We start from the raw sequence: 22,439 nt of genomic DNA on the forward strand, positions 1-22,439 counted from the left end.
GATACGCAAAGGAGCCGCGGCTCCTGGTGATATGAAAGCCCACAGATGTGGGCTTTTTCGTTGATGGTCAGAACGACCAGTTCACACCAGCCACCGCGTTCCACGGGGATTCCACACCGGCACCATGGCTATACCCCACCCCGAGATGCCCGCTTAACGAACTGCTGAATGAGGCTTTAATACCTGCCTGGTATATTCCACGTCTGCCCGACAAATCATTGATAAAATTACCGTCATTATTCACTTTCACCCGGTTATCATCGACAAATTCTTTGCGCACAGCCGCCTTCAGCCACGGCTCAACTTCCATGCCGTTCCCCAGACGCATGTTGTAACTCAGCGTTGCGCCCAGTTCACGATATATACTGCGGGTATCGACTGATTTCGATTCCATACCATTGGATAAATGATATTCGGGGTTATCAGCGGTGAACCCCGTTAACGATGCATACGGCGTCAGGTTCCAGTTACCATCGGTAAATCGCATCCCGGTTTCAATGTGACCGCCCAGCCCGTTGCTGCGATAACTGCCGTTGGCGGCTCCACCGCTGCTCATTTTACCGGCTACGTTACTTTCAAAGCGGTTCAGCTTCACGATACCGTCCAGATAGAAACCACTTTCATGTTCCCAGCTGGCATAGCCCCCCAGAGAATAACTGCCCACACTGCCATGCCCTCCACGATCAAAACCGATATGTGAATGGGAATAACCCATAAAAGCGCCCAGCGTCGCAATCCCCTCAGGAATATCATTACGGCTATCGATCCCCACCGTCATTCCGGTCAGCGTCTGCTCAAACCCGGCACCCGCATCGGTGGTGACATTATTACGGGTGTTATACGTCGTCCCCCAGACATTATTGTTGTGTGGACTCGCTTTCATTATGTTCAACCGCTCGCGAATACTGTTTAGCTCAGCATCAAAGACCAACGGTAATGTTGCTGCCATATTGAGTACGGCTGCCGTAGAAGGCGTGATGCGTTTCTCCGGGACGGGTGTCGGTGTTGGATCGGGAGTCGGGTCTGGTTTCGGATCCGGTTTTGGGTCTGGTTTTGGATCCGGCTTCGGATTTGGGTTGGGGTCCGGGTTGGGTTTGACATCATTGGTCAGGTTCCAGTTGCTGTTACCATCGCTTTTCAGGACATACTCATAGGTCCCAAGATCAACGAAACCGCCGGTATTACCCAGCGTAAACGAAGCATCCCCTCCCCCTGTTTTCACCAGCGTCATCGCGTCGTCAGACTGAGGGCTGACGCCGGTATCCTGAACAAAGATTTTAAAATTACCAGTGGCGTTGTTGTTGACGACCAGTTGATCGCCCCGGGAGCCTGCAACGTTGGTATGCAGGTAGAAATTACCGCTGCCGGAAAGTTCACTGGCGGTCAGCGTATTGTAGATACCGTTAGTTGTGGCAGGCGCTGCTGTTTGTGCTGATAAATAAACATCACCGTCGTTGAGGAGCAAACTGTTTACTCTATATTCGCAGTTGCTGGTGCCTGCACAGGAATTATTGCTGTTAAGCCAGACACTGCCCCGGCTGGCAGCCGTCAGGTCGGCAAGCGTCGTATCGACGCCATTTCCGATAGTTAATGTCGCGCTATCGGTAATCCGGACCACCCCTTCAAGTTTAACTGGCGTCACATTATCCCGTGGCGTCATTAACGACAGGCTTCCTGTCGCGCCACTGACCGATGCATCCGCCAGCGTACCTGCGTAGACGATTGCCGTACCGCCAGCGACCTGGAGATCTTCTGCCCGGGCCAGAGCCTGAAACTCATCTTTTGACCGACCAAGGGTATATTGCCCACCGGAATTAACCTTTGTGGCGAAGTCCTGACCCAGGTTTTGCATTGCCCCACCGTTGCCAACCGTGGAGTCGCGAGCTTCGGTACCTGCTAATACCAATAAATTACCACCATTTTCCAGCAGCACATTGGTCGCTAAATTTCCGGCAATGGAAAAGGTGCCGTACTGGTGAGTACCGCTGATTTCAATACCGTTAGCCGTGCTCGTCTGGAGAGCGGCACCGCTGTTCTGGATGATATCTGTCGCTTTGCCATTATCGTTGACTGTCAGCGTACCGCCTTCATTAATCGTTGTTTTTACTGCCTCACCGTTAGCCGAAACTGTTTGTATTCCGCCGTCGTTAATCGTTGTCTCATTCGCCACACCCTCGACGATTTGTTCACCGCCGGTAAGCATCGTGCCAGTCGCAGTGGCTTTTGTTTTGACGATCTCCCGTCCGCCCGTATTGACCTGTGTTTTGGCGGAAGTGGTGTCTGACTCCACGGTTAACACGCCGCCATTTGCCAGCAGGATATTGTTCGCCGCATCCTGCTCGATGCTGAACGCGACGCCATCAGCGCGTGTCCCTGTGACCCGCGTCGCCCTGGTGGTTGCCACCAACGCGCCCTGGCTACTCTGCTGTATCCCCGTAGCGCTGCCTTTCTCCCGCACATCGAGTGTGCCGCCGTCATTAAGTACCGAGTTTTCAGCCAGACCGCCCTCATTAACTACCTGTGAACCGCCATTAATAATGGAACCTTCCGCTGTCCCGTTTGCCATAATTTGTTGTAGGCCAGAGACGATATCGGTATTGATCGCCTTACCATAATTCTGAACGGTTTGCGTGCCGCCTTTGATGTGCGTTTTATCTGTTGACCCACCATCAACAATTTGTTCACCACTTTCGATATTTGCCTCAGTGGCTAAACCATATACCGTTTGCTTGCCACCTTTGATATTTGCTTTATCAGAAGTGGCACTGGCATATATTGTTTGGGTGCCCGCACTATTGAGTACAGTGCCAACATCTTTTCCATAAACATCCATTTTGCCGTTGGCATTAATAATCGTATCAACTGCCCGGGAACCAGTGACGACTGTTAATGAGCCAGCGTTTTCCAGCACAACATTTTTAGCTTCTGAATTCCTGATGTAGAAAGCATCACCATAACTGTTGGTTCCTTCGATAAGGGTTCCGGAAGTCGTGGAAGCAATTAATGCGCCGCCGGATTGTTGCTCAACATGCTTAGCCTCACCACCGTCCTGAACCTCCAGAACGCCACCATAATTAAGTCTGGTGGTATCTGTTTTAGCCTCCTTCTGGACAATCAGCTTACCGCCAGCATCAACGGTAGTATTTTTCGCCGTGGTTTTAGCCACTACCGTCAGTTCGCCGGTATTTTCCAGCACAACATAATTAGCCTCCCCTCCGGTAATAGTGAAGTGAGAGAGCTTGTTGTATCCTTCGATATCAGTCCCTGCACCCGTGTTGGCAACTAAAGCACTGCCCGTCTCCTGGTTAACCCCATGTGCAATACCGCCGGTATAGACAATCAGCGAGCCTCCGGCGCTAATATTGCTGCCAATTGCCGTACCATCTTTCTCAACAACCTGCCGGCTCCCGGAGGATATAATTGTTGTGTCAGCTTTCCCGCCGCTTTTGATATTTTGCGTTCCGCTGTTGATATTGGTGCCTGTGGCTATGCCATAATTATTAATATTCTGTGTGCCACCATTAATTATGGTATTTGTCGCGTTTCCGGCAACATCCATAACCCCGCCATTATCTATTCGGGTCGCATCAGCTTTAGCATTGGTTAAAACTGACATTGTTCCTTTATCTTTGATAATCGTCTTGTTTGCAGAATGAGATACTTCTAAATGGCCTCCGTTTTCCAGCAACACATTGTCAGCCACTTTATTGTGGATGGAGAATGCCCCTTCACTATTCGTACCGCTCACCGTCAAATCGTAAGTCGTTACTTTTAAAGCGGCTCCATCGTGCTGAGTAATATTAGTTGCCGTACCACCTCTAACATCAAGCACGCCGCCGGAATAAACTTCAATAACATCCGAGGAGCTCGTGTTATCAACAATTTGCGTACCACCAGAATAGATCTGCGTATTTTTTGCCGTTGACTTACTATTCAGAGACTGAGTTCCGCCTTCAATCGTCGTGTCCAGCGCACGGCTCTCATATACTCTTTGCTCACCGCCATTTTTAATGGTGGTTGTTTCTACTGTGCTCTGTTCAACATACTGTCGACCACCATTTATGGTTGTGTTCGTCGCCAGACTTCCTTGCGTGATGTCCTGATAACCGGACTTATTTATCGTTGTACCATCAACATGCCCCTGAGTTGTTACTCGTTGGCTGCCACCATCAATGATTGTTCCATTCGCAGTCCCCCCCTCTACGAGTGAACTTCCGGCCTTAATCATCGTGCCATTGCTGGTACCGCCTTTATAAACATATTGATTGCCACTTTCGATTATCGTGCCAGTAGAAATTCCTCCGTACTCAATTGACTGTCTGCCTCCATTAATGGTTGTATTATTAGCTTGCCCGTTAATATCGGCATGGATTGATACTAGTTGCTCGCCACCAGTTTCAATAATACTACTATTAGATATCCCACCATGGACCTCCTGCCGGCCATGGTTGATAATATGAGTGTTATTTGTTGTACCTCGTTCATCTACTTTTTGGACACCATCTACAGTCTCATCGTTTACCACACCAATAACATTAGAAGTAAAGGCCGCCATCCCGGGCGGAGCATATATCAAGGCAGATATCAATAAGGAAAGTACTGAGCGGCGACAATAATGGGGACTGGTCCTGTTCATAAATTTCATCCTCTGAAAAGTGAATACTGAGTAGCGTTTAAGCGACCTTAGCTTTGCTGCAACATCAGCCCACAGGCACCAGACCAGGGGATTCATCCTGAAGAGACAGCGCAAGTGTATTGTGTTCACCGCTCATCAAAGACATCATGATGAAATGATGATATTCCGCATAAGAAAGAGGCATTTTTTAAACGCAGTGCGCTGAAGTGTGGTTGGATAAAAAAGTCAATCTATTCAGGAAATACGGGCGTATTCTTTTCTTTCGACATTGAAGCCGTCGGAAAAATAAAATGATTTACATAATCGTTTCTGATGAATATCTTCTGCTCACATAAAAATCACACAATAACATTGAGATCGCAGATTGTTTTACTTTTACAGCTTTCGTCCCCCCATTGTTGGGCAAATATTGGTAGAGTCAGAGCACGAAAGTTAATACCACGTTCTCACAGCTCCTCCAACAGCACGGCAAGATGCCGCATACTGCGCCCCAGTCGGTTCAGTTTCCATACTACCAGTACGTCCCCTACCGATAATGTCCTGAGCCGTTTGTTCTGTCCGGGTCTGCTGCCACGGTTATGCGCTGAAGTGGTAACTCTGAGCACGCAGTTCATCAGTCAGGCATGGTGCACCGTAACGTTGTTGTTGCTGGGTAAGATCAAAAAACTTTCAGGCAGCTAAGGAAAGTTGAATCAGACATTAGATGAAATATTTTAATCAATTACAGCACAAATACGGACACCGCCAGCCAACCAAATAAATCAAGGGGTTACGTGAAAGCGTAGCCCCTTTTTCTTTGGTAGTGGCAGCAAAATGGTTGTAGTGTAAAAAATAATCCCGTTTAATCAATCAATAATACATATTGTTTCAATCTACGTTATTATCTCTTTGTAAAAATTGCCATTTATTTATCATTGAAAACTGCTTTTAGAACTTGATACAAGGGGACTAGTCACAACAGGACTATTCTCAACGGGATCATCCTCAGAAGAACTATCATCAAAGTCATCATCCATAAATAAAATATCATCGAATGGTGCCACGCCCGTGATGAGTTTTATTTTATTATTACGATCAGACAAGACTCCACTTAAACCGTTTTCGCTGACGCGTTCTAATGATTTTTCATTACTCTTGTTGTAAGCAGGCGCATTAAAAATACACGGAGTATCAAGATCAAACAATGACGTTCCCCAGTTCACATATTGAATATCATAGTTACTGAAGTTCTGTCCAGAAAAGAAGCATCCCTTAAAATCCAATCCACGTAAATTATATAAACCACCCTCTTCTTTTTGGAGAGTAATGTTAATTTTGGCTATCTCCCGGACATCATCGCCATTTTTGTATTTGAATACCGTTTCAAGATGTTCTCCAGACAGCTTGACTTCTGGGAATAATTTGAAATTAAACCCTACATCATTATTATTCAAAGTAGATGAACGAAAGATGGAAAAAGCTTGCAGTGCTGAATTATAGCTTTCAATTTTATCTTGAGGCTGCGCTCTTGGTAAAAACTTATAGCAACACTCATAAAAATTAAACAGAAGCTCTGAAGACCTTCCATTTTTATCAAATAATATCCCCTTGAACTTCTTCACAAACGCATCTGTTTTTTCTTGAATATCTATGGTGTGATATTTTGACGCTAAAAAAGCAGAACTCTGCTGAAGCTCATTAATATCAAATTGACTAGCGTTGATAAACTGCGTTTGTTTTAATTTATCTACATCATTACTTTTACCTTGTGCAGGTGGTTCAGATACAGATGTAGTAATGTTTGTTGCTCGTTGGTTGTTGTAAATATTATAGATAGTAGTGTTTTTATTTATATTATCAAGAAGCCTCTTTTCATTTCTTTCAGAACATTCAACTAATTGCTCGACCTCACCTTTATTCGCTGATTTATGAACTTCAGAAACCGCATTTTCTTTGTTCTCCAGCTTTAGTTTAACGAGAAGGTCTTCCCACACCGTTTTTTTTAAAAATACTACGTCAGGCTCACCATCAGCAACTAACTCTTGATTATTATCAAAGTGTACGTTGTATACTTTTAATTTATCTTCATTAACATCATATTTAATACGTTTTAATTGTTCTCCGGCTCCCATAATGACAAAAGCATTGCTTTCATGATATTTACATTCAGACATCATTTTTTGTAAAATTTCAAGAGCACCGTTATACGTCCCTGAGGCAGCTTCCTTACAAATTAATTTTATAATACTATAAGCTAGTAACTCCATGGATTTAGAAGATTTTCTTTCATTACAACTTCCACTATTTATAAATGTGCTAGTGTTAATTTCGTTGCTTTTACTAACTAACATTGTCTATTCCTCAGTTAATGTCTACATGGCTATTTTTAATGTTATTATTGTTTGTCACTATAAAAAATCGCTCATTTGAGACAATTGCTGGCATTAGCAGCTTCATATGCTATACATGGTACTGTTAATTAATTTAGCACAAGAATGTTAAATTTAATAAGCAAAAGGTTATTTCGCTGTATGATAAAAACCACCCGTTATAATTTATTAGTGAAAATCGTTTTTCGAGTGTTAGAAATGTATATCTCAATAGCGTTGGTTAATGAGCAAAGCCAGACTCCTGTATCGCTCACAAGACTCTTCTGCATGCGACGTCAGTTCTAGTCAGTAGTAGATGTTTAAGGCATGGCAGAGACATTTCATCCTTACTCTACGGCATTGGTCCACATACAAATCGTGGTTGTGACACTTCACTTATCATCAGTGAGCGAACAGAGAATAGTTCAGTGATTTGAGTAATTAACCTGATTAAATGAAGGGGTATAATAAATGATAATACTCTGGCTTTATCGTTAATTACTTAATTCCACATGTAAGCAATTTGCCCGCTTGGCATAGCGGGCATTTTTTCCAGGTACTTTTGAATGAGTACTGATGGATAAATACATTGCAGTGGCGTGCCACGTACCAAAACACCAGCCCTCATTCGAAACCACCCACCACACTTCTTCCTTGAAATGGCGTTAGTCGTGAAATATAGACCGCCATCGAGTACCCCTTGTACCCTTAACTCTTCCTGATACGTGAATGATGATTTGGTGGCCCCTGCTGGACTTGAACCAGCGACCAAGCGATTATGAGTCGTCTGCTCTAACCACTGAGCTAAAGGGCCTTGAGTATGCAATAACAATACTTATAAACCACGCAATAAACATGATGATCATATGATGTAAATAAGAGATTTTATGCGTTCTCATTCATCCTGGGTCGTCATTACACGCGACATAAAACCCGACACCGCCTCCATTCGCAAAGTCGATACTCGCAGTCAACAAGCAAATGTTAATAATTAGCACAATCTATAGTTATCATCGATTCAATGATACTTTGTAATGATTTTGTATCTAATAATATAACTTTATTACATTAGCTGAAGAGTTTTCGCATCATTATGATATCTGTTACTTTTCACTCCATAAAAATAAACTTCATATAGCAATATATTCTTTCATAGATCTTATTCTGCTAATCATTAGTTTCGTATGAGCGATTTTTGACAGTTGCCTCTCCAGACCACATCGATAATTAAAAAAACAGATTTAAGCATTATCCTTTTCCATATAAATATTGGATAAAAGTAGGACATCTGTTTGCAATTACTTTCACAACAATTAAACATTTTTATGTTTCCGTATACACCATATTACTCTACCATTAGAGGAACTTTATTATGTTTTCTATAAAACCAGGACCAAGAAATTTACCTATCGGCAACCCCACATTGTTATCATGGAACATTACTGACGGGGATCTAAATTCCAAATTAAATACATTAGAATATCTAAACTGTATAACAAATATTATTAATTCTTGTGGAGTTTATCCTCAGGATTTAAAAGACAGAGAAATTATATCAACTTTTCACGCCGAAACAGTCATTAATGATCTGTTAAAAAACGATTATAAAATTTCCCTTTTTCCAGATACAACTTACCGAGAGTTGAATAAAGCAGCACAGCGTAGCATTACAGCGCCAGACAGGATAGGAGAAGGAAAAACATGGGTTTATCAACGAGATACAATGGTTGAAAGAGGTGATAACAGCGGTGTTCATCAGTATGGTCCAGCTGAACATTTCACTCACATTATATCTGACAAACCGTCCCCAAAAGATAAGTATGTTGCATATGCTATTAACATTCCTGACTATGAACTGGCAGCTGATGTATATAATATTAACGTAACGTCACCTACCGGCCAGCAAGAAACATTTAAAATATTAATCAATCCAGAACATCTACGGCAAACACTTGAGCGTAAATCTCTTACTGCTGTCCAGAAATCACAATGTGAAATCATCACCCCCAAAAAACCTGGCGAAGCGATTCTTCATGCTTTTAATGCCACCTATCAGCAAATCAGGAAAAATATATCTGAGTTTGCACGTTGTCATTATGGGTATATACAAATCCCTCCCGTAACCACTTTCCGCGCCGACGGACCAGAAACTCCCGAAGAAGAAAAAGGTTACTGGTTTCACGCTTATCAACCCGAAGATCTTTGTACTATCCATAATCCAATGGGAGATTTGCAGGATTTTATCGCATTGGTTAAAGATGCCAAAAAATTTGGTATCGATATCATCCCTGATTATACATTTAACTTTATGGGAATCGGGGGTAGTGGTAAAAATGATCTGGATTATCCCTCTGCCGATATACGAGCGAAGATCAGTAAAGATATAGAAAGTGGTATCCCTGGCTATTGGCAAGGTCAGGTCTTGATTCCCTTTATTATAGATCCAGTAACAAAAGAACGTGACCAAATCCATCCAGAAGATATACATCTCACTGCAAAAGACTTCGAAGCAAGTAAAGATAATATTTCTAAGGATGAATGGGAAAACCTCCATGCATTAAAAGAAAAGCGTTTAAATGGAATGCCTAAAACAACACCCAAAAGTGACCAGGTTATTATGTTACAAAATCAATACGTTCGTGAAATGCGAAAATATGGCGTACGAGGTTTACGTTATGATGCAGCAAAACACTCAAAACATGAACAAATAGAGAGGTCGATAACCCCACCGCTTAAAAATTATAATGAGCGGTTGCACAATACAAATTTATTTAATCCAAAATATCAAAAAAAAGCTGTTATGAATTACATGGAATACCTGGTAACTTGTCCGTTAGATGAACAACAAATGTCATCGCTGCTTTATGAAAGAGATGATTTAAGCGCCATTGATTTTTCATTGCTCATGAAGACGATAAAAGCCTTTTCATTTGGTGGCGATCTCCAAACTCTTGCATCAAAACCGGGCTCCACAATCTCAAGCATCCCATCAGAAAGACGGATATTGATTAACATCAACCACGATTTCCCTAACAATGGTAATCTTTTCAATGACTTTTTATTTAACCATCAGCAAGATGAACAATTAGCAATGGCATATATGGCCGCTCTCCCGTTCAGCAGGCCTTTAGTTTACTGGGATGGTCAGGTATTAAAATCAACGACTGAGATTAAAAATGATGATGGGTCCACTCGTGTCGGCGGTGAGGCGTGGCTTAATAAAGGTTGCTCTACCTATCAGCAGCTCTACAATGAATTCCACGCATTATATATAGATAAAGAAGGAATATGGAGCGCATTTGAGGGTGTATTTGCAACTAAAAATGTTCTGGCCTTTAGTCGTGGGGATTCTGTGAACATTAATCACTCTCCTCATGATGGACTAGTTATAATAAATAAAGGAAACGAAGAAGTTGAAGGTACCTGGCCTAACAAATTGCAACCAGGAATATATAAAAACATGGGGAGTAATAGCGTTACCATTATTAATAATAATACACGCAAAAGTATTCCCCCTGGTAAAGTATTTACGCTTAGAGGCGGAGCTCTAAATATCAATATTCCTGGGCGCAGTGCTCTTCTTTTAGGGAAAACAGGAGAACCGCCGAACTATTTCTATTTGTAATTTAATGTTATATCTGCCCCGCTAAAACGGGGCAGATAATATGTTTAGTTTACTAACGGTCATTTTGCATTGAAGCCATTTACCGTTTTTTATCGACCAGATAATCTGTTCTCTGATGGTAACTCCCCCTAACCTGTTGCTTTAGTTATTCATTTCCTGTCTCACTTTGCCTTAATACCCCACATTAAATGTTACCAATTTGTTGCTTTTGATCACAATAAGAAAACAATATGGCGCATTTGTGCGCATTTTTCAGAAATGTAGATATTTTTAGATTATGGCTACGAAATGAGCATCGCCATGTCACCCTACATCTCATAAGAGGATCGCTTCTGATGAATGCACTGACCGCCGTACAAAATAACGCTGTCGATTCAGGCCAGGACTATAGCGGATTCACTCTCATCCCGTCGGCGCAATCCCCGCGTCTGCTGGAACTTACCTTCACCGAACAGACGACCAAACAGTTTCTCGAACAGGTTGCCGAATGGCCCGTACAGGCGCTGGAGTACAAATCGTTTCTGCGTTTTCGGGTAGGCAAAATTCTTGACGATCTGTGTGCGAATCAGCTGCAACCGTTGCTGTTAAAGACGTTGCTAAACCGTGCTGAAGGTGCGCTGTTGATCAATGCGGTGGGTATCGATGATGTGGCGCAGGCAGATGAGATGGTGAAGCTGGCAACGGCGGTAGCGCATCTGATTGGTCGCTCAAATTTCGATGCGATGAGCGGTCAGTATTACGCGCGTTTCGTGGTGAAAAATGTCGATAACTCAGACAGCTATCTACGTCAGCCGCACCGTGTAATGGAGCTGCACAACGACGGCACATATGTCGAAGAGATCACCGACTATGTGCTGATGATGAAAATCGACGAGCAGAACATGCAGGGTGGAAATTCGTTGCTGCTGCATCTCGATGACTGGGAACATCTCGACCACTATTTCCGCCACCCGCTGGCGCGTCGCCCGATGCGCTTTGCCGCGCCTCCGAGCAAAAACGTCAGCAAAGATGTTTTCCATCCAGTGTTCGACGTTGATCAACAGGGCCGCCCGGTGATGCGTTATATCGACCAGTTTGTCCAGCCGAAAGACTTCGAAGAAGGCGTGTGGTTGAGCGAGCTTTCGGACGCCATTGAAACCAGCAAAGGCATTCTTTCTGTGCCCGTTGCCGTTGGCAAATTCCTGTTGATTAACAACCTGTTCTGGCTGCACGGTCGCGACCGCTTTACTCCGCACCCGGATCTGCGCCGTGAACTGATGCGTCAGCGTGGCTATTTCGCTTACGCCTCTAACCACTACCAGACGCATCAGTAAGCGCAAAGGAATTGAGCGGATGTATGATTTCGTGATTATTGGCGGCGGCATCATCGGCATGTCGACCGCCATGCAACTGATTGATCTCTATCCGGATGCCCGCATTGCGTTGCTGGAAAAAGAGTCCGGCCCTGCCTGTCATCAGACGGGCCACAACAGCGGCGTGATCCATGCCGGGGTCTATTACACGCCCGGTAGCCTGAAGGCGCAGTTTTGCCTGGCGGGGAACCGCGCCACTAAAGCCTTTTGCGATCAAAACGGCATTCGCTATGACAACTGCGGCAAGATGCTGGTCGCCACGTCTGAACTCGAAATGGAACGGATGCGCGCCTTATGGGAACGCACGGCGGCGAACGGGATCGAGCGCGAGTGGTTAAACGCTGAGGAGTTGCGCGAGCGCGAACCGAATATCACCGGGCTCGGCGGCATTTTTGTGCCGTCCAGCGGCATTGTCAGCTACCGCGAAGTAACGGCGGCGATGGCAAAAATTTTCCAGGCCAGAGGCGGTGAGATTATCTATAACGCCGAAGTTAGCGCCCTCAGTGAGCATAAAAACGGCGTGGTGATACATACCCGTCAGGGCGGTGAATATGAAGCATCGACGCTGATTAGCTGTTCCGGGCTGATGGCTGACCGGCTGGTGAAAATGCTCGGACTCGAACCGGGCTTTATTATCTGCCCGTTCCGTGGCGAGTATTTCCGCCTCGCGCCAGAACATAACCAGATTGTTAACCATCTGATTTACCCCATTCCCGACCCCGCGATGCCATTTTTGGGCGTGCATCTCACCCGCATGATCGACGGCAGCGTGACCGTCGGGCCAAACGCGGTGCTGGCTTTCAAACGTGAAGGCTATCGCAAGCGCGACTTCTCATTTAGCGACACGCTGGAGATTTTGAGCTCGTCAGGGATTCGCCGGGTACTGCAAAACCATCTACGCTCAGGACTGGGCGAGATGAAAAACTCGCTGTGCAAAAGCGGCTATCTGCGGCTGGTGCAAAAGTATTGTCCCCGGCTTTCGTTAAGCGATCTCCAGCCCTGGCCCGCCGGTGTGCGGGCGCAGGCGGTATCGCCGGACGGCAAGCTGATTGACGATTTTCTGTTTGTCACCACCCCGCGCACGATCCACACCTGCAATGCGCCCTCCCCGGCAGCGACATCAGCAATTCCTATTGGTGCGCATATTGTCAGCAAGGTACAAACGCTGTTGGCAAGCCAGAGTAACCCCGGACGCACGCTGCGAGCGGCACGTAGTGTGGATGCCTTACACGCCGCATTTAATCAATAACCTTTGAAAACAGGACGTAACAATGAAACTTAACGACAGTAACTTATTCCGCCAGCAGGCGTTGATTAACGGGGAATGGCTGGACGCCAACAATGGTGAAGTCATCGACGTCACCAATCCGGCGAACGGCGACAAGCTGGGTAGCGTGCCGAAAATGGGCGCTGATGAAACCCGCGCCGCTATCGACGCCGCCAACCGCGCCCTGCCCGCCTGGCGTGCGCTCACCGCCAAAGAACGCGCCAACATTCTGCGCAACTGGTTCAATTTGATGATGGAGCATCAGGACGATTTAGCGCGCCTGATGACCCTCGAACAGGGCAAACCACTGGCCGAAGCGAAAGGCGAAATCAGCTACGCCGCCTCTTTTATTGAGTGGTTTGCCGAAGAAGGCAAACGCATTTATGGCGACACCATTCCCGGTCATCAGGCCGATAAGCGCCTGATTGTTATCAAGCAGCCGATTGGCGTTACCGCCGCCATCACGCCGTGGAACTTCCCGGCGGCGATGATTACCCGTAAAGCCGGTCCGGCGCTGGCGGCAGGCTGCACCATGGTACTGAAGCCCGCCAGTCAGACGCCGTTCTCTGCGCTGGCGCTGGCGGAGCTGGCGATTCGCGCGGGCATTCCGGCTGGCGTATTTAACGTGGTCACCGGTTCGGCGGGCGCGGTCGGTAACGAACTGACCAGCAACCCGCTGGTACGCAAACTGTCGTTTACCGGCTCGACCGAAATTGGCCGCCAGTTAATGGAACAGTGCGCGAAAGACATCAAAAAAGTGTCGCTGGAGCTGGGCGGCAACGCGCCGTTTATCGTCTTTGACGATGCCGATCTCGATAAAGCCGTGGAAGGCGCGCTGGCCTCGAAATTCCGCAACGCCGGGCAAACCTGCGTCTGCGCCAACCGTTTATACGTGCAGGACGGCGTGTATGACCGCTTTGCCGAAAAATTGCAGCAGGCGGTGAGCAAACTGCACATCGGCGACGGGCTGGATAACGGCGTCACCATCGGGCCGCTGATCGATGAAAAAGCGGTAGCAAAAGTGGAAGAGCATATTGCCGATGCGCTGGAGAAAGGCGCGCGCGTGGTTTGCGGCGGTAAAGCACATGAACGCGGCGGCAACTTCTTCCAGCCGACCATTCTGGTAGACGTTCCGGCCAACGCTAAAGTGTCGAAAGAAGAGACGTTCGGCCCCCTCGCCCCGCTGTTCCGTTTTAAAGATGAAGCCGATGTGATCGCGCAAGCCAATGACACCGAATTTGGCCTTGCCGCCTATTTCTACGCCCGTGATTTAAGCCGCGTCTTCCGCGTGGGCGAAGCGCTGGAGTACGGCATCGTCGGCATCAATACCGGCATTATTTCCAATGAAGTGGCCCCGTTCGGCGGCATTAAAGCCTCGGGTCTTGGTCGTGAAGGTTCGAAGTATGGCATCGAAGATTACTTAGAAATCAAATATATGTGCATCGGTCTTTAACTGGAGAACGCGAATGAGCAGCAATAAAGAGTTAATGCAGCGCCGTAGTCAGGCAGTTCCTCGTGGCGTTGGGCAAATTCACCCGATTTTCGCTGACCGCGCGGAAAACTGCCGGGTGTGGGACGTTGAAGGCCGTGAGTATCTTGATTTCGCGGGCGGGATTGCGGTGCTCAATACCGGGCACCTGCATCCGAAAGTGGTTGCTGCGGTGGAAGCGCAGTTGAAAAAGCTGTCGCACACCTGCTTCCAGGTGCTGGCTTACGAACCGTATCTGGAGCTGTGCGAGATTATGAATCAGAAGGTGCCGGGAGATTTCGCCAAAAAAACGCTGCTGGTAACGACCGGTTCTGAAGCGGTGGAGAACGCGGTGAAAATCGCCCGCGCCGCCACCAAACGCAGCGGGACCATCGCCTTTAGCGGTGCATATCACGGGCGTACGCACTACACGCTGGCGCTGACCGGCAAGGTAAATCCGTACTCTGCGGGTATGGGGCTGATGCCAGGCCATGTTTATCGCGCGCTTTATCCTTGCCCGCTGCACGGCATCAGTGAAGATGACGCTATCGCCAGCATCCACCGGATCTTTAAAAATGACGCCGCGCCGGAAGATATCGCAGCCATCGTGATTGAGCCCGTTCAGGGCGAAGGCGGTTTCTACGCCGCGACGCCAGCCTTTATGCAGCGTTTACGCGCGCTGTGTGATGAGCACGGGATTATGCTGATTGCCGATGAAGTGCAGAGCGGCGCGGGGCGTACCGGCACGCTGTTTGCGATGGAACAAATGGGCGTGGCACCTGATCTCACCACCTTTGCGAAATCGATCGCGGGCGGATTCCCGCTGGCGGGCGTCACCGGGCGCGCGGAAGTGATGGATGCCGTCGCTCCAGGCGGTCTGGGCGGCACCTATGCCGGTAACCCGATTGCCTGCGTGGCAGCGCTGGAAGTGTTGAAAGTGTTTGAGCAGGAAAATCTGCTGCAAAAAGCCAACGATCTGGGGCAGAAACTGAAAGACGGATTGCTGGCGATAGCCGAAAAACATACTGAGATCGGCGACGTACGCGGGCTGGGAGCGATGATTGCCATCGAGCTGTTTGAAGATGGCGATCACAGCAAACCGGACGCCAAACTCACCGCCGAGATCGTGGCGCGTGCCCGCGATAAAGGCCTGATTCTTCTCTCCTGCGGCCCGTATTACAACGTGCTGCGCATCCTTGTACCGCTCACCATTGAAGACGCTCAGATCCGTCAGGGTCTGGAGATCATCAGCCAGTGTTTTGATGAGGCGAAGCAGTAGATCCGTACCCATGCCGGAGGCGACGCTGCGCGTCTTGTCCGGCCTACGCGAATCCAGGTCGGATAAAGCGTTTACGCTGCATCCGACAATCTGTACGTGAACAGGAATAAATCTATGTCGGCCGGGTAAGGCGGAGCCGCTCTCCGGTAAAAAGAACCAATAACAATTACACGCGTGACCCGACGCGGGAAATGTCGGGGCGCTCTCCCAAGTGACACACTTTCGAGAGGATTCAGGATGGGGCAATCATCGCAACCACATGAGTTAGGCGGCGGGCTGAAGTCACGCCACGTCACCATGTTGTCTATTGCCGGTGTTATCGGCGCAAGTCTGTTTGTCGGTTCCAGCGTCGCCATCGCCGAAGCGGGCCCGGCGGTATTACTGGCCTATCTGTTCGCCGGATTACTGGTGGTTATGATTATGCGGATGTTGGCGGAAATGGCAGTTGCCACGCCCGATACCGGTTCGTTTTCCACCTATGCCGATAAAGCCATTGGTCGTTGGGCGGGCTATACCATCGGCTGGTTGTACTGGTGGTTTTGGGTACTGGTTATCCCGTTGGAAGCCAACATCGCCGCCATGATCCTGCACTCGTGGGTTCCAGGCATTCCCATCTGGTTATTTTCCCTCGTCATTACCCTCGCCTTAACTGGCAGTAATTTATTAAGTGTTAAAAACTACGGTGAATTTGAGTTCTGGCTGGCGCTGTGCAAAGTCATCGCTATCCTGGCCTTTATTTTCCTTGGTGCAGTTGCAATTAGCGGTTTTTACCCTTATGCCGAAGTGAGCGGGATCTCAAGATTGTGGGATAGCGGCGGCTTTATGCCCAACGGCTTCGGCGCGGTATTAAGCGCGATGTTGATCACCATGTTCTCGTTTATGGGCGCAGAAATTGTCACCATTGCCGCCGCGGAATCCGACGCGCCGGAAAAACATATTGTCCGCGCCACCAACTCGGTTATCTGGCGTATTTCTATCTTCTATTTATGCTCTATTTTTGTCGTCGTGGCATTAATACCGTGGAATATGCCGGGGCTGAAAGCCGTTGGATCTTATCGCTCGGTACTGGAATTGCTCAATATTCCCCATGCGAAATTAATCATGGACTGCGTGATATTACTTTCCGTAACCAGTTGCCTGAACTCGGCGCTGTATACCGCTTCCAGGATGCTCTACTCCTTAAGCCGTCGCGGTGATGCGCCCGCGGTAATGGGTAAAATAAACCGCAGTAAAACCCCGTACGTGGCGGTGTTACTCTCCACCGGGGCGGCATTTTTAACGGTGGTGGTGAATTATTACGCGCCTGCGAAAGTGTTTAAATTCCTGATCGACAGCTCCGGCGCTATCGCCCTGCTGGTTTATTTAGTCATCGCCGTTTCACAATTGCGGATGCGCAAAATTCTGCGAGCAGAAGGAAGCGAAATTCGCCTGCGGATGTGGCTTTATCCGTGGCTCACCTGGCTGGTAATCGGCTTTATTACCTTTGTGTTGGTAGTGATGCTATTCCGCCCGGCGCAACAGTTAGAAGTGATCTCCACCGGCTTATTAGCGATAGGGATTATCTGTACCGTGCCAATTATGGCTCGCTGGAAAAAGCTGGTATTGTGGCAAAAAACACCCGTTCATAATACGCGCTGATAATGATCAGGAGTCACACCATGACCATTACGTCTCTGGATGGCTATCGCTGGCTGAAGAACGATATTATTCGCGGTAATTTTCAACCGGATGAAAAATTACGGATGAGTTTGCTGACATCGCGTTATGCACTTGGCGTTGGGCCGTTACGGGAAGCTCTTTCGCAACTGGTGGCGGAACGGCTGGTCACGGTGGTGAATCAAAAAGGGTATCGGGTGGCGTCTATGTCAGAGCAGGAGCTGCTCGATATTTTCGACGCCCGCGCCAATATGGAAGCGATGCTGGTCAGTCTGGCGATTGCCCGCGGTGGCGATGAATGGGAGGCAGACGTTCTCGCAAAAGCGCATCTGCTCAGTAAGCTGGAGGCCTGTGACGCCAGTGAGAAAATGCTTGATGAGTGGGATCTGCGTCATCAGGCGTTTCATACTGCAATTGTGGCGGGCTGTGGTTCTCACTATTTGCTGCAAATGCGTGAACGGTTGTTTGATCTGGCGGCGCGCTATCGATTTATCTGGCTGCGGCGAACAGTGCTTTCGGTGGAAATGCTGGAAGATAAACGCGATCAGCACCAGACCCTGACTGCGGCGGTACTGGCGCGAGATACCGCGCGCGCCAGTGAGTTAATGCGCCAGCATTTACTGACGCCAATTCCCATTATCCAGCAGGCAATGACTGGCAATTAACTACTCTTCAGGAATACGCAACACTTGCCCCGGGTAAATTTTATCCGGGCTTTTGAGCATCGGTTTATTCGCTTCGAAGATTTTATTGTACAGATTAGCGTTACCGTAGACCTGTTTGGAAATGGCACTCAGAGTGTCGCCAGACTTAACGGTATAAAACTGGCTGGCAGTGGCTGGTGTCACCGTTTTCACCTGATCATCGACACTGGCAATACCGGAAATATTTCCCACCGCAACAAGGATTTTCTCCTTTGCCTCCTGACTTAAGCCGTCACCAGTGACCGTCGCTTTGCCGTCGGCAATTTGAATGTTCACTTTATCGGCATCAGGTATACCGGTTTTGTTCAGATGCTCCTGCACCTTCTTCGCCTGATCGTCTTTATCGTGCTGACCTGTAACCGCGTCCCAGAGTTTTTCTCCGGCATCTTTCACAAAATTGAACAGACCCATAGCTACCTCATTCGTTAACGGAAACACTCAGAAAGTGTAGCAGAGGAACGCGGCGCGTTAACGCCGCGGGGGTGAACACAGGTTTAATCGCGGGTTTGCACCCAGAACGCGTGAATCAAACCGGGGATATACCCAAGCAGTGTCAGCAGAATATTAATAATGAACGCCCAACCGAACCCTTTACCGAGCAGCACGCCGAGCGGCGGCAGAATGATGGTGATGACGATTCTCCAGAAACCCATATGTACTCCCTATAAGAAAATTACTCATTGTTTAAAAAGAGATTTTATCTCTTAAGCGTAGTAATTTTAGCGGAGCCTGCCAGTTTCAGCTTACGCTTTTACTCTCATTTACGCTGCTGATGCTGGTATATGTTGCATTTTTAGTTTAGAGTTTACTTAATTTAGAAAACACTTAAATAACTATGACTGAACTCGCGCAATTACAGGCCAGTGCCGAACAGGCAGCGGCCTTATTGAAAGCAATGAGCCACCCTAAACGGTTGCTGATTCTGTGCATGCTTAGCGGTTCCCCCGGCACCAGTGCGGGAGAGCTGACGCGCATTACCGGACTAAGTGCCTCTGCAACATCACAGCATCTCGCTCGTATGCGGGACGAAGGGCTTATCGACAGCCAACGGGATGCCCAACGCATTCTATATTCCATTAAAAATGAGGCGGTAAATGCCATTATCGCCACCCTGAAAAATGTCTATTGTCCGTAAGGAGTCACTATGGCTTTGACAACCATTTCGCCGCATGATGCACAAGAATTAATCGCACGCGGCGCAAAGTTAATCGATATTCGTGACGCTGATGAATATCTCCGTGAACATATTCCTGAAGCAGATCTGGCTCCATTATCCGTGCTGGAACAGTCAGGTCTTCCGGCTAAATTACGTCGCGAGCAAATAATATTCCACTGCCAGGCAGGTAAACGCACCAGTAATAACGCCGATAAATTAGCAGCGATTGCCGCCCCCGCAGAAATCTTTTTACTCGAAGATGGGATTGATGGCTGGAAAAAAGCAGGATTACCAGTAGCGGTAAATAAATCTCAACCCTTGCCGTTAATGCGCCAGGTGCAGATCGCTGCGGGTGGTTTAATATTAATCGGCGTTGTACTGGGTTATACCGTAAATAGCGGTTTCTTCTTATTAAGCGGCTTTGTTGGTGCCGGGTTACTGTTTGCAGGAATTAGCGGTTTTTGTGGGATGGCAAGGTTGTTAGATAAGATGCCTTGGAACCAACGAGCTTGAGAAGCGACGCCGGACGCGCCATAGCGGCGGCATCCGGCCTCAGTAATTAGATCAGGAAATCGTCGAGAGATTTACCTTCTGCCAGCGCCTGGGCAATTGGCTTCGGCGTACGACCCTGACCGGTCCAGGTTTTAGTTTCACCGTTAACATCGGTGAATTTATATTTCGCCGGACGCGGCTGGCGTTTTTTACCAGCGCGTGGTGCAGCAGCAGATCTATTACCCAATAACTCTTCCGGGTTAATTCCGTCAGCTTTCATCAGCTCCAGCCAGGTGCTAATTTTTTCCTGGCGCTCTGCCAGTTCACGCTGCTGCTGTTCTTCTTCTTCACGTCTTTCTTTAGTGACAACCCTGAATTTTTCGAGCATTTCTTCAAGAACGTCAATGGAGAATTCGCGAGCCATCGCACGGAGAGTGCGAATGTTATTTAAACTTTGTAACATTACGGACATAATAAAGAAAACCTTTTAACGCCAAAACAAAAAAGTATTTCGTCGCGTAGTGTAAGCGATCACTTATTATATTTCCACAAAATTTAATCTATTTACAGTCCTGCGCGAGATTATTTCAGCTGTTATTTTCTGAAACTCTCAGAATAATTTCAAGATTATATATTAGCCATTTTGATGAGTAATTTAGGTTATTTGTGAGCAGAGCGGCGCTCTCTGCTCGCTAATTCCGCAAGCCTGACAAAACCAAAGTGAATAAAAATGCAGTATATACGAATAAAAATAAACACCCATCACTGGTGTTTTCTGCTGTCAATGTACATTATCTGGCATAAAAAATGCTGAAAATGACCCGATCACTACATACACCGAATTCTCTACGCTTATAGCGTTACCTCCCCCCCAAACCTTCATGAGTGAAAATAAAGGTAAACACATATCCAATTGATTTAATTAAAAATAAATCATATCGGCATGTAAAAATCCACAATGTACAAAAAACGCGCCGTTACGGAATATTTTATCTACAAAAACAGATTAAATAAAAATTTTTCACTAATTGATTAGTCATAGCCAGCGATATACGCTATGCGAAAATGCAGATGGCAATGAGATCCACTGCTTTCATCTCCATTCACATCCCATTACGCTTTTATTAAGGAGCATTAGCATGTTCTCACCGCAGTCACGCTTGCGTCATGCAGTTGCAGATACGTTCGCGATGGTTGTTTACTGTTCTGTCGTGAACATGTGTATTGAAGTTTTCCTCTCCGGAATGAGCTTCGAACAGTCTTTTTATTCCAGATTGGTAGCGATTCCGGTGAACATCTTAATTGCATGGCCATACGGTATGTACCGAGATCTGTTTATGCGCGCAGCACGCAAAGTTAGCCCGTCGGGCTGGATAAAAAATCTGGCGGATATCATGGCTTATGTGACGTTCCAGTCACCGGTGTATGTGGCGATCTTGTTAGTGGTGGGCGCAGACTGGCATCAGATTATGGCGGCGGTCAGTTCAAACATCGTTGTTTCGATGTTGATGGGGGCGGTTTATGGCTACTTCCTCGATTATTGCCGCCGACTGTTTAAAGTCAGCCGTTACCAGCAGGTAAAAGCCTGACCCTTCTTTTCGCGACTGGCATCGCCAGTCGCGTCTTTAACTGGCTTCGCCAAATAAACCATTCAAATAACGTTCAAGCGCAACACGCGAACTAAAGCCATGCGGGATACCGTAATGCTCGTGTCGCTCGCCTGCTAAATAGAGCGGAAATTGTTGATAATGATCGCAAGTTTTAATATCGGAAGCGGGTTCAGCCAGTGTTGAACTACGTTCTTTTAATGTTGGATGAATCACCAGGGCGGTACGTCCCATTCGCGCTTCGCGATTAACATAGACATAATTTTCCCCACGGCGGTAACCATAAGCTTTCTGGGTTACCACATCGACAGTAAAACCGACTTTTTCAAGTACGCGCGCCACCTCGTCTGGTCGTAAATACATATTTGATCCTCGTTATTATCAACCGCGGGCCTACCTTACCTGATTGCGCATTCACAACGCTTTCAGAAAAGTCCATAAAGCCGCGATGAACCTCAGTTAAGAAAATTATGGTCTACACTGAAAATTACATCGAATTCTAATGGGGGATCATATGTTTAACCGACCGAACCGCAACGACGTTGATGATGGCGTGCAGGATATCCAGAATGATGTCAATCAATTAGCTGATAGCCTCGAATCTGTATTGAAGTCCTGGGGCAGCGACGCTAAAGGGGAAGCTGAAGCCGCACGCAGTAAAGCGCAGGCTCTACTGAAAGAAACCAGGGCGCGAATGCATGGTCGTACTCGCGTCCAGCAAGCCGCACGCGATGCCGTTGGCTGCGCGGATTCTTTTGTTCGTGAAAGACCCTGGTGTAGCGTGGGTACAGCAGCTGCGGTAGGTATTTTTATCGGCGCACTGTTAAGCATGCGCAAATCGTAGTGCAA

Annotated in this window: 18 protein-coding genes, 1 tRNA gene and 1 pseudogene; 11 read left to right on the forward strand and 9 right to left on the reverse strand. The window is 47.3% G+C overall.

Annotated elements, in window-relative coordinates:
* Positions 1 to 67: 67 nt before the first annotated feature.
* The 5 genes and pseudogenes from ypjA to ACJHXB_RS00170 form a co-directional block, all read right to left on the reverse strand.
* Complete coding sequence (gene ypjA, locus ACJHXB_RS00150) at positions 68 to 4,636, reverse strand: adhesin-like autotransporter YpjA/EhaD (RefSeq protein ID WP_024186566.1); 4,569 nt, start codon at positions 4,634 to 4,636, stop codon at positions 68 to 70.
* A 64-nt stretch (positions 4,637 to 4,700) separates the two neighbouring features.
* The gene (locus tag ACJHXB_RS00155; protein WP_001131441.1) at positions 4,701 to 4,820 is read right to left on the reverse strand and encodes a hypothetical protein; all 120 of its coding nucleotides are present in this window, start codon (positions 4,818 to 4,820) and stop codon (positions 4,701 to 4,703) included.
* A 265-nt stretch (positions 4,821 to 5,085) separates the two neighbouring features.
* Positions 5,086 to 5,250 (reverse strand): annotated as a pseudogene (locus tag ACJHXB_RS00160) (recombinase family protein); the annotation flags it as partial.
* Between the two features lie 297 nt (positions 5,251 to 5,547).
* The gene (locus ACJHXB_RS00165) at positions 5,548 to 6,966 is read right to left on the reverse strand and encodes a DUF5507 domain-containing protein (RefSeq protein ID WP_000961345.1); all 1,419 of its coding nucleotides are present in this window, start codon (positions 6,964 to 6,966) and stop codon (positions 5,548 to 5,550) included.
* Positions 6,967 to 7,722: 756 nt separating this feature from the next.
* A tRNA-Ile gene (locus ACJHXB_RS00170) sits at positions 7,723 to 7,798 on the reverse strand.
* 558 nt (positions 7,799 to 8,356) lie between these two features.
* Here ACJHXB_RS00170 and ACJHXB_RS00175 point away from each other — a divergent pair.
* The 7 genes from ACJHXB_RS00175 (at position 8,357) to csiR (ending at position 18,296) form a co-directional block, all read left to right on the forward strand.
* On the forward strand, positions 8,357 to 10,609 hold the full coding sequence (locus ACJHXB_RS00175; RefSeq protein WP_000491450.1) for an alpha-amylase family glycosyl hydrolase: 2,253 nt from the start codon (positions 8,357 to 8,359) through the stop codon (positions 10,607 to 10,609).
* A gap of 335 nt (positions 10,610 to 10,944) precedes the next feature.
* On the forward strand, positions 10,945 to 11,922 hold the full coding sequence (gene glaH, locus ACJHXB_RS00180; protein WP_001469551.1) for a glutarate dioxygenase GlaH: 978 nt from the start codon (positions 10,945 to 10,947) through the stop codon (positions 11,920 to 11,922).
* A gap of 19 nt (positions 11,923 to 11,941) precedes the next feature.
* Positions 11,942 to 13,210, forward strand: coding sequence for an L-2-hydroxyglutarate oxidase (gene lhgO / locus ACJHXB_RS00185; RefSeq protein ID WP_000271899.1), 1,269 nt, complete (start codon positions 11,942 to 11,944; stop codon positions 13,208 to 13,210).
* A gap of 22 nt (positions 13,211 to 13,232) precedes the next feature.
* Entirely contained in the window at positions 13,233 to 14,681 is a 1,449-nt protein-coding gene (gene gabD / locus ACJHXB_RS00190) for an NADP-dependent succinate-semialdehyde dehydrogenase (RefSeq protein WP_000772849.1), read from the forward strand.
* Positions 14,682 to 14,694: 13 nt separating this feature from the next.
* Positions 14,695 to 15,975, forward strand: coding sequence for a 4-aminobutyrate--2-oxoglutarate transaminase (gene gabT, locus ACJHXB_RS00195; protein ID WP_000097678.1), 1,281 nt, complete (start codon positions 14,695 to 14,697; stop codon positions 15,973 to 15,975).
* Positions 15,976 to 16,212: 237 nt separating this feature from the next.
* Positions 16,213 to 17,613 carry a GABA permease gene (gene gabP, locus ACJHXB_RS00200; protein ID WP_001469552.1) on the forward strand — a complete coding sequence of 467 codons (1,401 nt, stop codon included), beginning with the start codon at positions 16,213 to 16,215 and terminating at the stop codon, positions 17,611 to 17,613.
* A gap of 20 nt (positions 17,614 to 17,633) precedes the next feature.
* Entirely contained in the window at positions 17,634 to 18,296 is a 663-nt protein-coding gene (csiR, locus tag ACJHXB_RS00205) for a DNA-binding transcriptional regulator CsiR (RefSeq protein ID WP_000156815.1), read from the forward strand.
* Here the strand turns inward: csiR and kbp are convergent, their stop codons facing one another.
* Together kbp and ACJHXB_RS00215 are read right to left on the reverse strand one after the other, a co-directional pair.
* The gene (gene kbp, locus ACJHXB_RS00210) at positions 18,297 to 18,746 is read right to left on the reverse strand and encodes a potassium binding protein Kbp (RefSeq protein WP_000522417.1); all 450 of its coding nucleotides are present in this window, start codon (positions 18,744 to 18,746) and stop codon (positions 18,297 to 18,299) included.
* An 83-nt stretch (positions 18,747 to 18,829) separates the two neighbouring features.
* Complete coding sequence (locus ACJHXB_RS00215) at positions 18,830 to 18,988, reverse strand: YqaE/Pmp3 family membrane protein (RefSeq protein ID WP_000508177.1); 159 nt, start codon at positions 18,986 to 18,988, stop codon at positions 18,830 to 18,832.
* Positions 18,989 to 19,170: 182 nt separating this feature from the next.
* On the opposite strand from ACJHXB_RS00215, the gene ACJHXB_RS00220 reads away from it, so the two are divergent.
* Together ACJHXB_RS00220 and ygaP are read left to right on the forward strand one after the other, a co-directional pair.
* A complete protein-coding gene (locus ACJHXB_RS00220; RefSeq protein WP_000137280.1) occupies positions 19,171 to 19,470 on the forward strand; it encodes an ArsR/SmtB family transcription factor in 300 nt (99 codons plus the stop codon).
* Between the two features lie 9 nt (positions 19,471 to 19,479).
* Positions 19,480 to 20,004 carry a thiosulfate sulfurtransferase YgaP gene (gene ygaP, locus ACJHXB_RS00225; RefSeq protein ID WP_001229454.1) on the forward strand — a complete coding sequence of 175 codons (525 nt, stop codon included), beginning with the start codon at positions 19,480 to 19,482 and terminating at the stop codon, positions 20,002 to 20,004.
* Between the two features lie 46 nt (positions 20,005 to 20,050).
* Here ygaP and stpA read toward each other — a convergent pair whose 3' ends face one another.
* Complete coding sequence (gene stpA / locus ACJHXB_RS00230; RefSeq protein ID WP_219371120.1) at positions 20,051 to 20,455, reverse strand: DNA-binding protein StpA; 405 nt, start codon at positions 20,453 to 20,455, stop codon at positions 20,051 to 20,053.
* 667 nt (positions 20,456 to 21,122) lie between these two features.
* Between stpA and alaE the strand changes: the two genes are divergently transcribed.
* Positions 21,123 to 21,572, forward strand: coding sequence for an L-alanine exporter AlaE (gene alaE, locus ACJHXB_RS00235; protein WP_000492658.1), 450 nt, complete (start codon positions 21,123 to 21,125; stop codon positions 21,570 to 21,572).
* A gap of 36 nt (positions 21,573 to 21,608) precedes the next feature.
* On the opposite strand, the gene ACJHXB_RS00240 is transcribed toward alaE, so the two are convergent.
* Positions 21,609 to 21,953 carry a DUF2002 family protein gene (locus tag ACJHXB_RS00240; RefSeq protein WP_000281320.1) on the reverse strand — a complete coding sequence of 115 codons (345 nt, stop codon included), beginning with the start codon at positions 21,951 to 21,953 and terminating at the stop codon, positions 21,609 to 21,611.
* A 151-nt stretch (positions 21,954 to 22,104) separates the two neighbouring features.
* Here ACJHXB_RS00240 and ACJHXB_RS00245 point away from each other — a divergent pair, with 151 nt between their 5' ends.
* Positions 22,105 to 22,434: a DUF883 domain-containing protein gene (locus ACJHXB_RS00245; protein WP_001295174.1), complete on the forward strand. Its 330-nt coding sequence runs from the start codon at positions 22,105 to 22,107 to the stop codon at positions 22,432 to 22,434.
* Positions 22,435 to 22,439: the final 5 nt, after the last annotated feature.

It is taken from the genome of Escherichia sp. WS3227_2, from assembly GCF_046486495.1.
Classification (GTDB): Bacteria; Pseudomonadota; Gammaproteobacteria; order Enterobacterales; family Enterobacteriaceae; genus Escherichia; species Escherichia coli.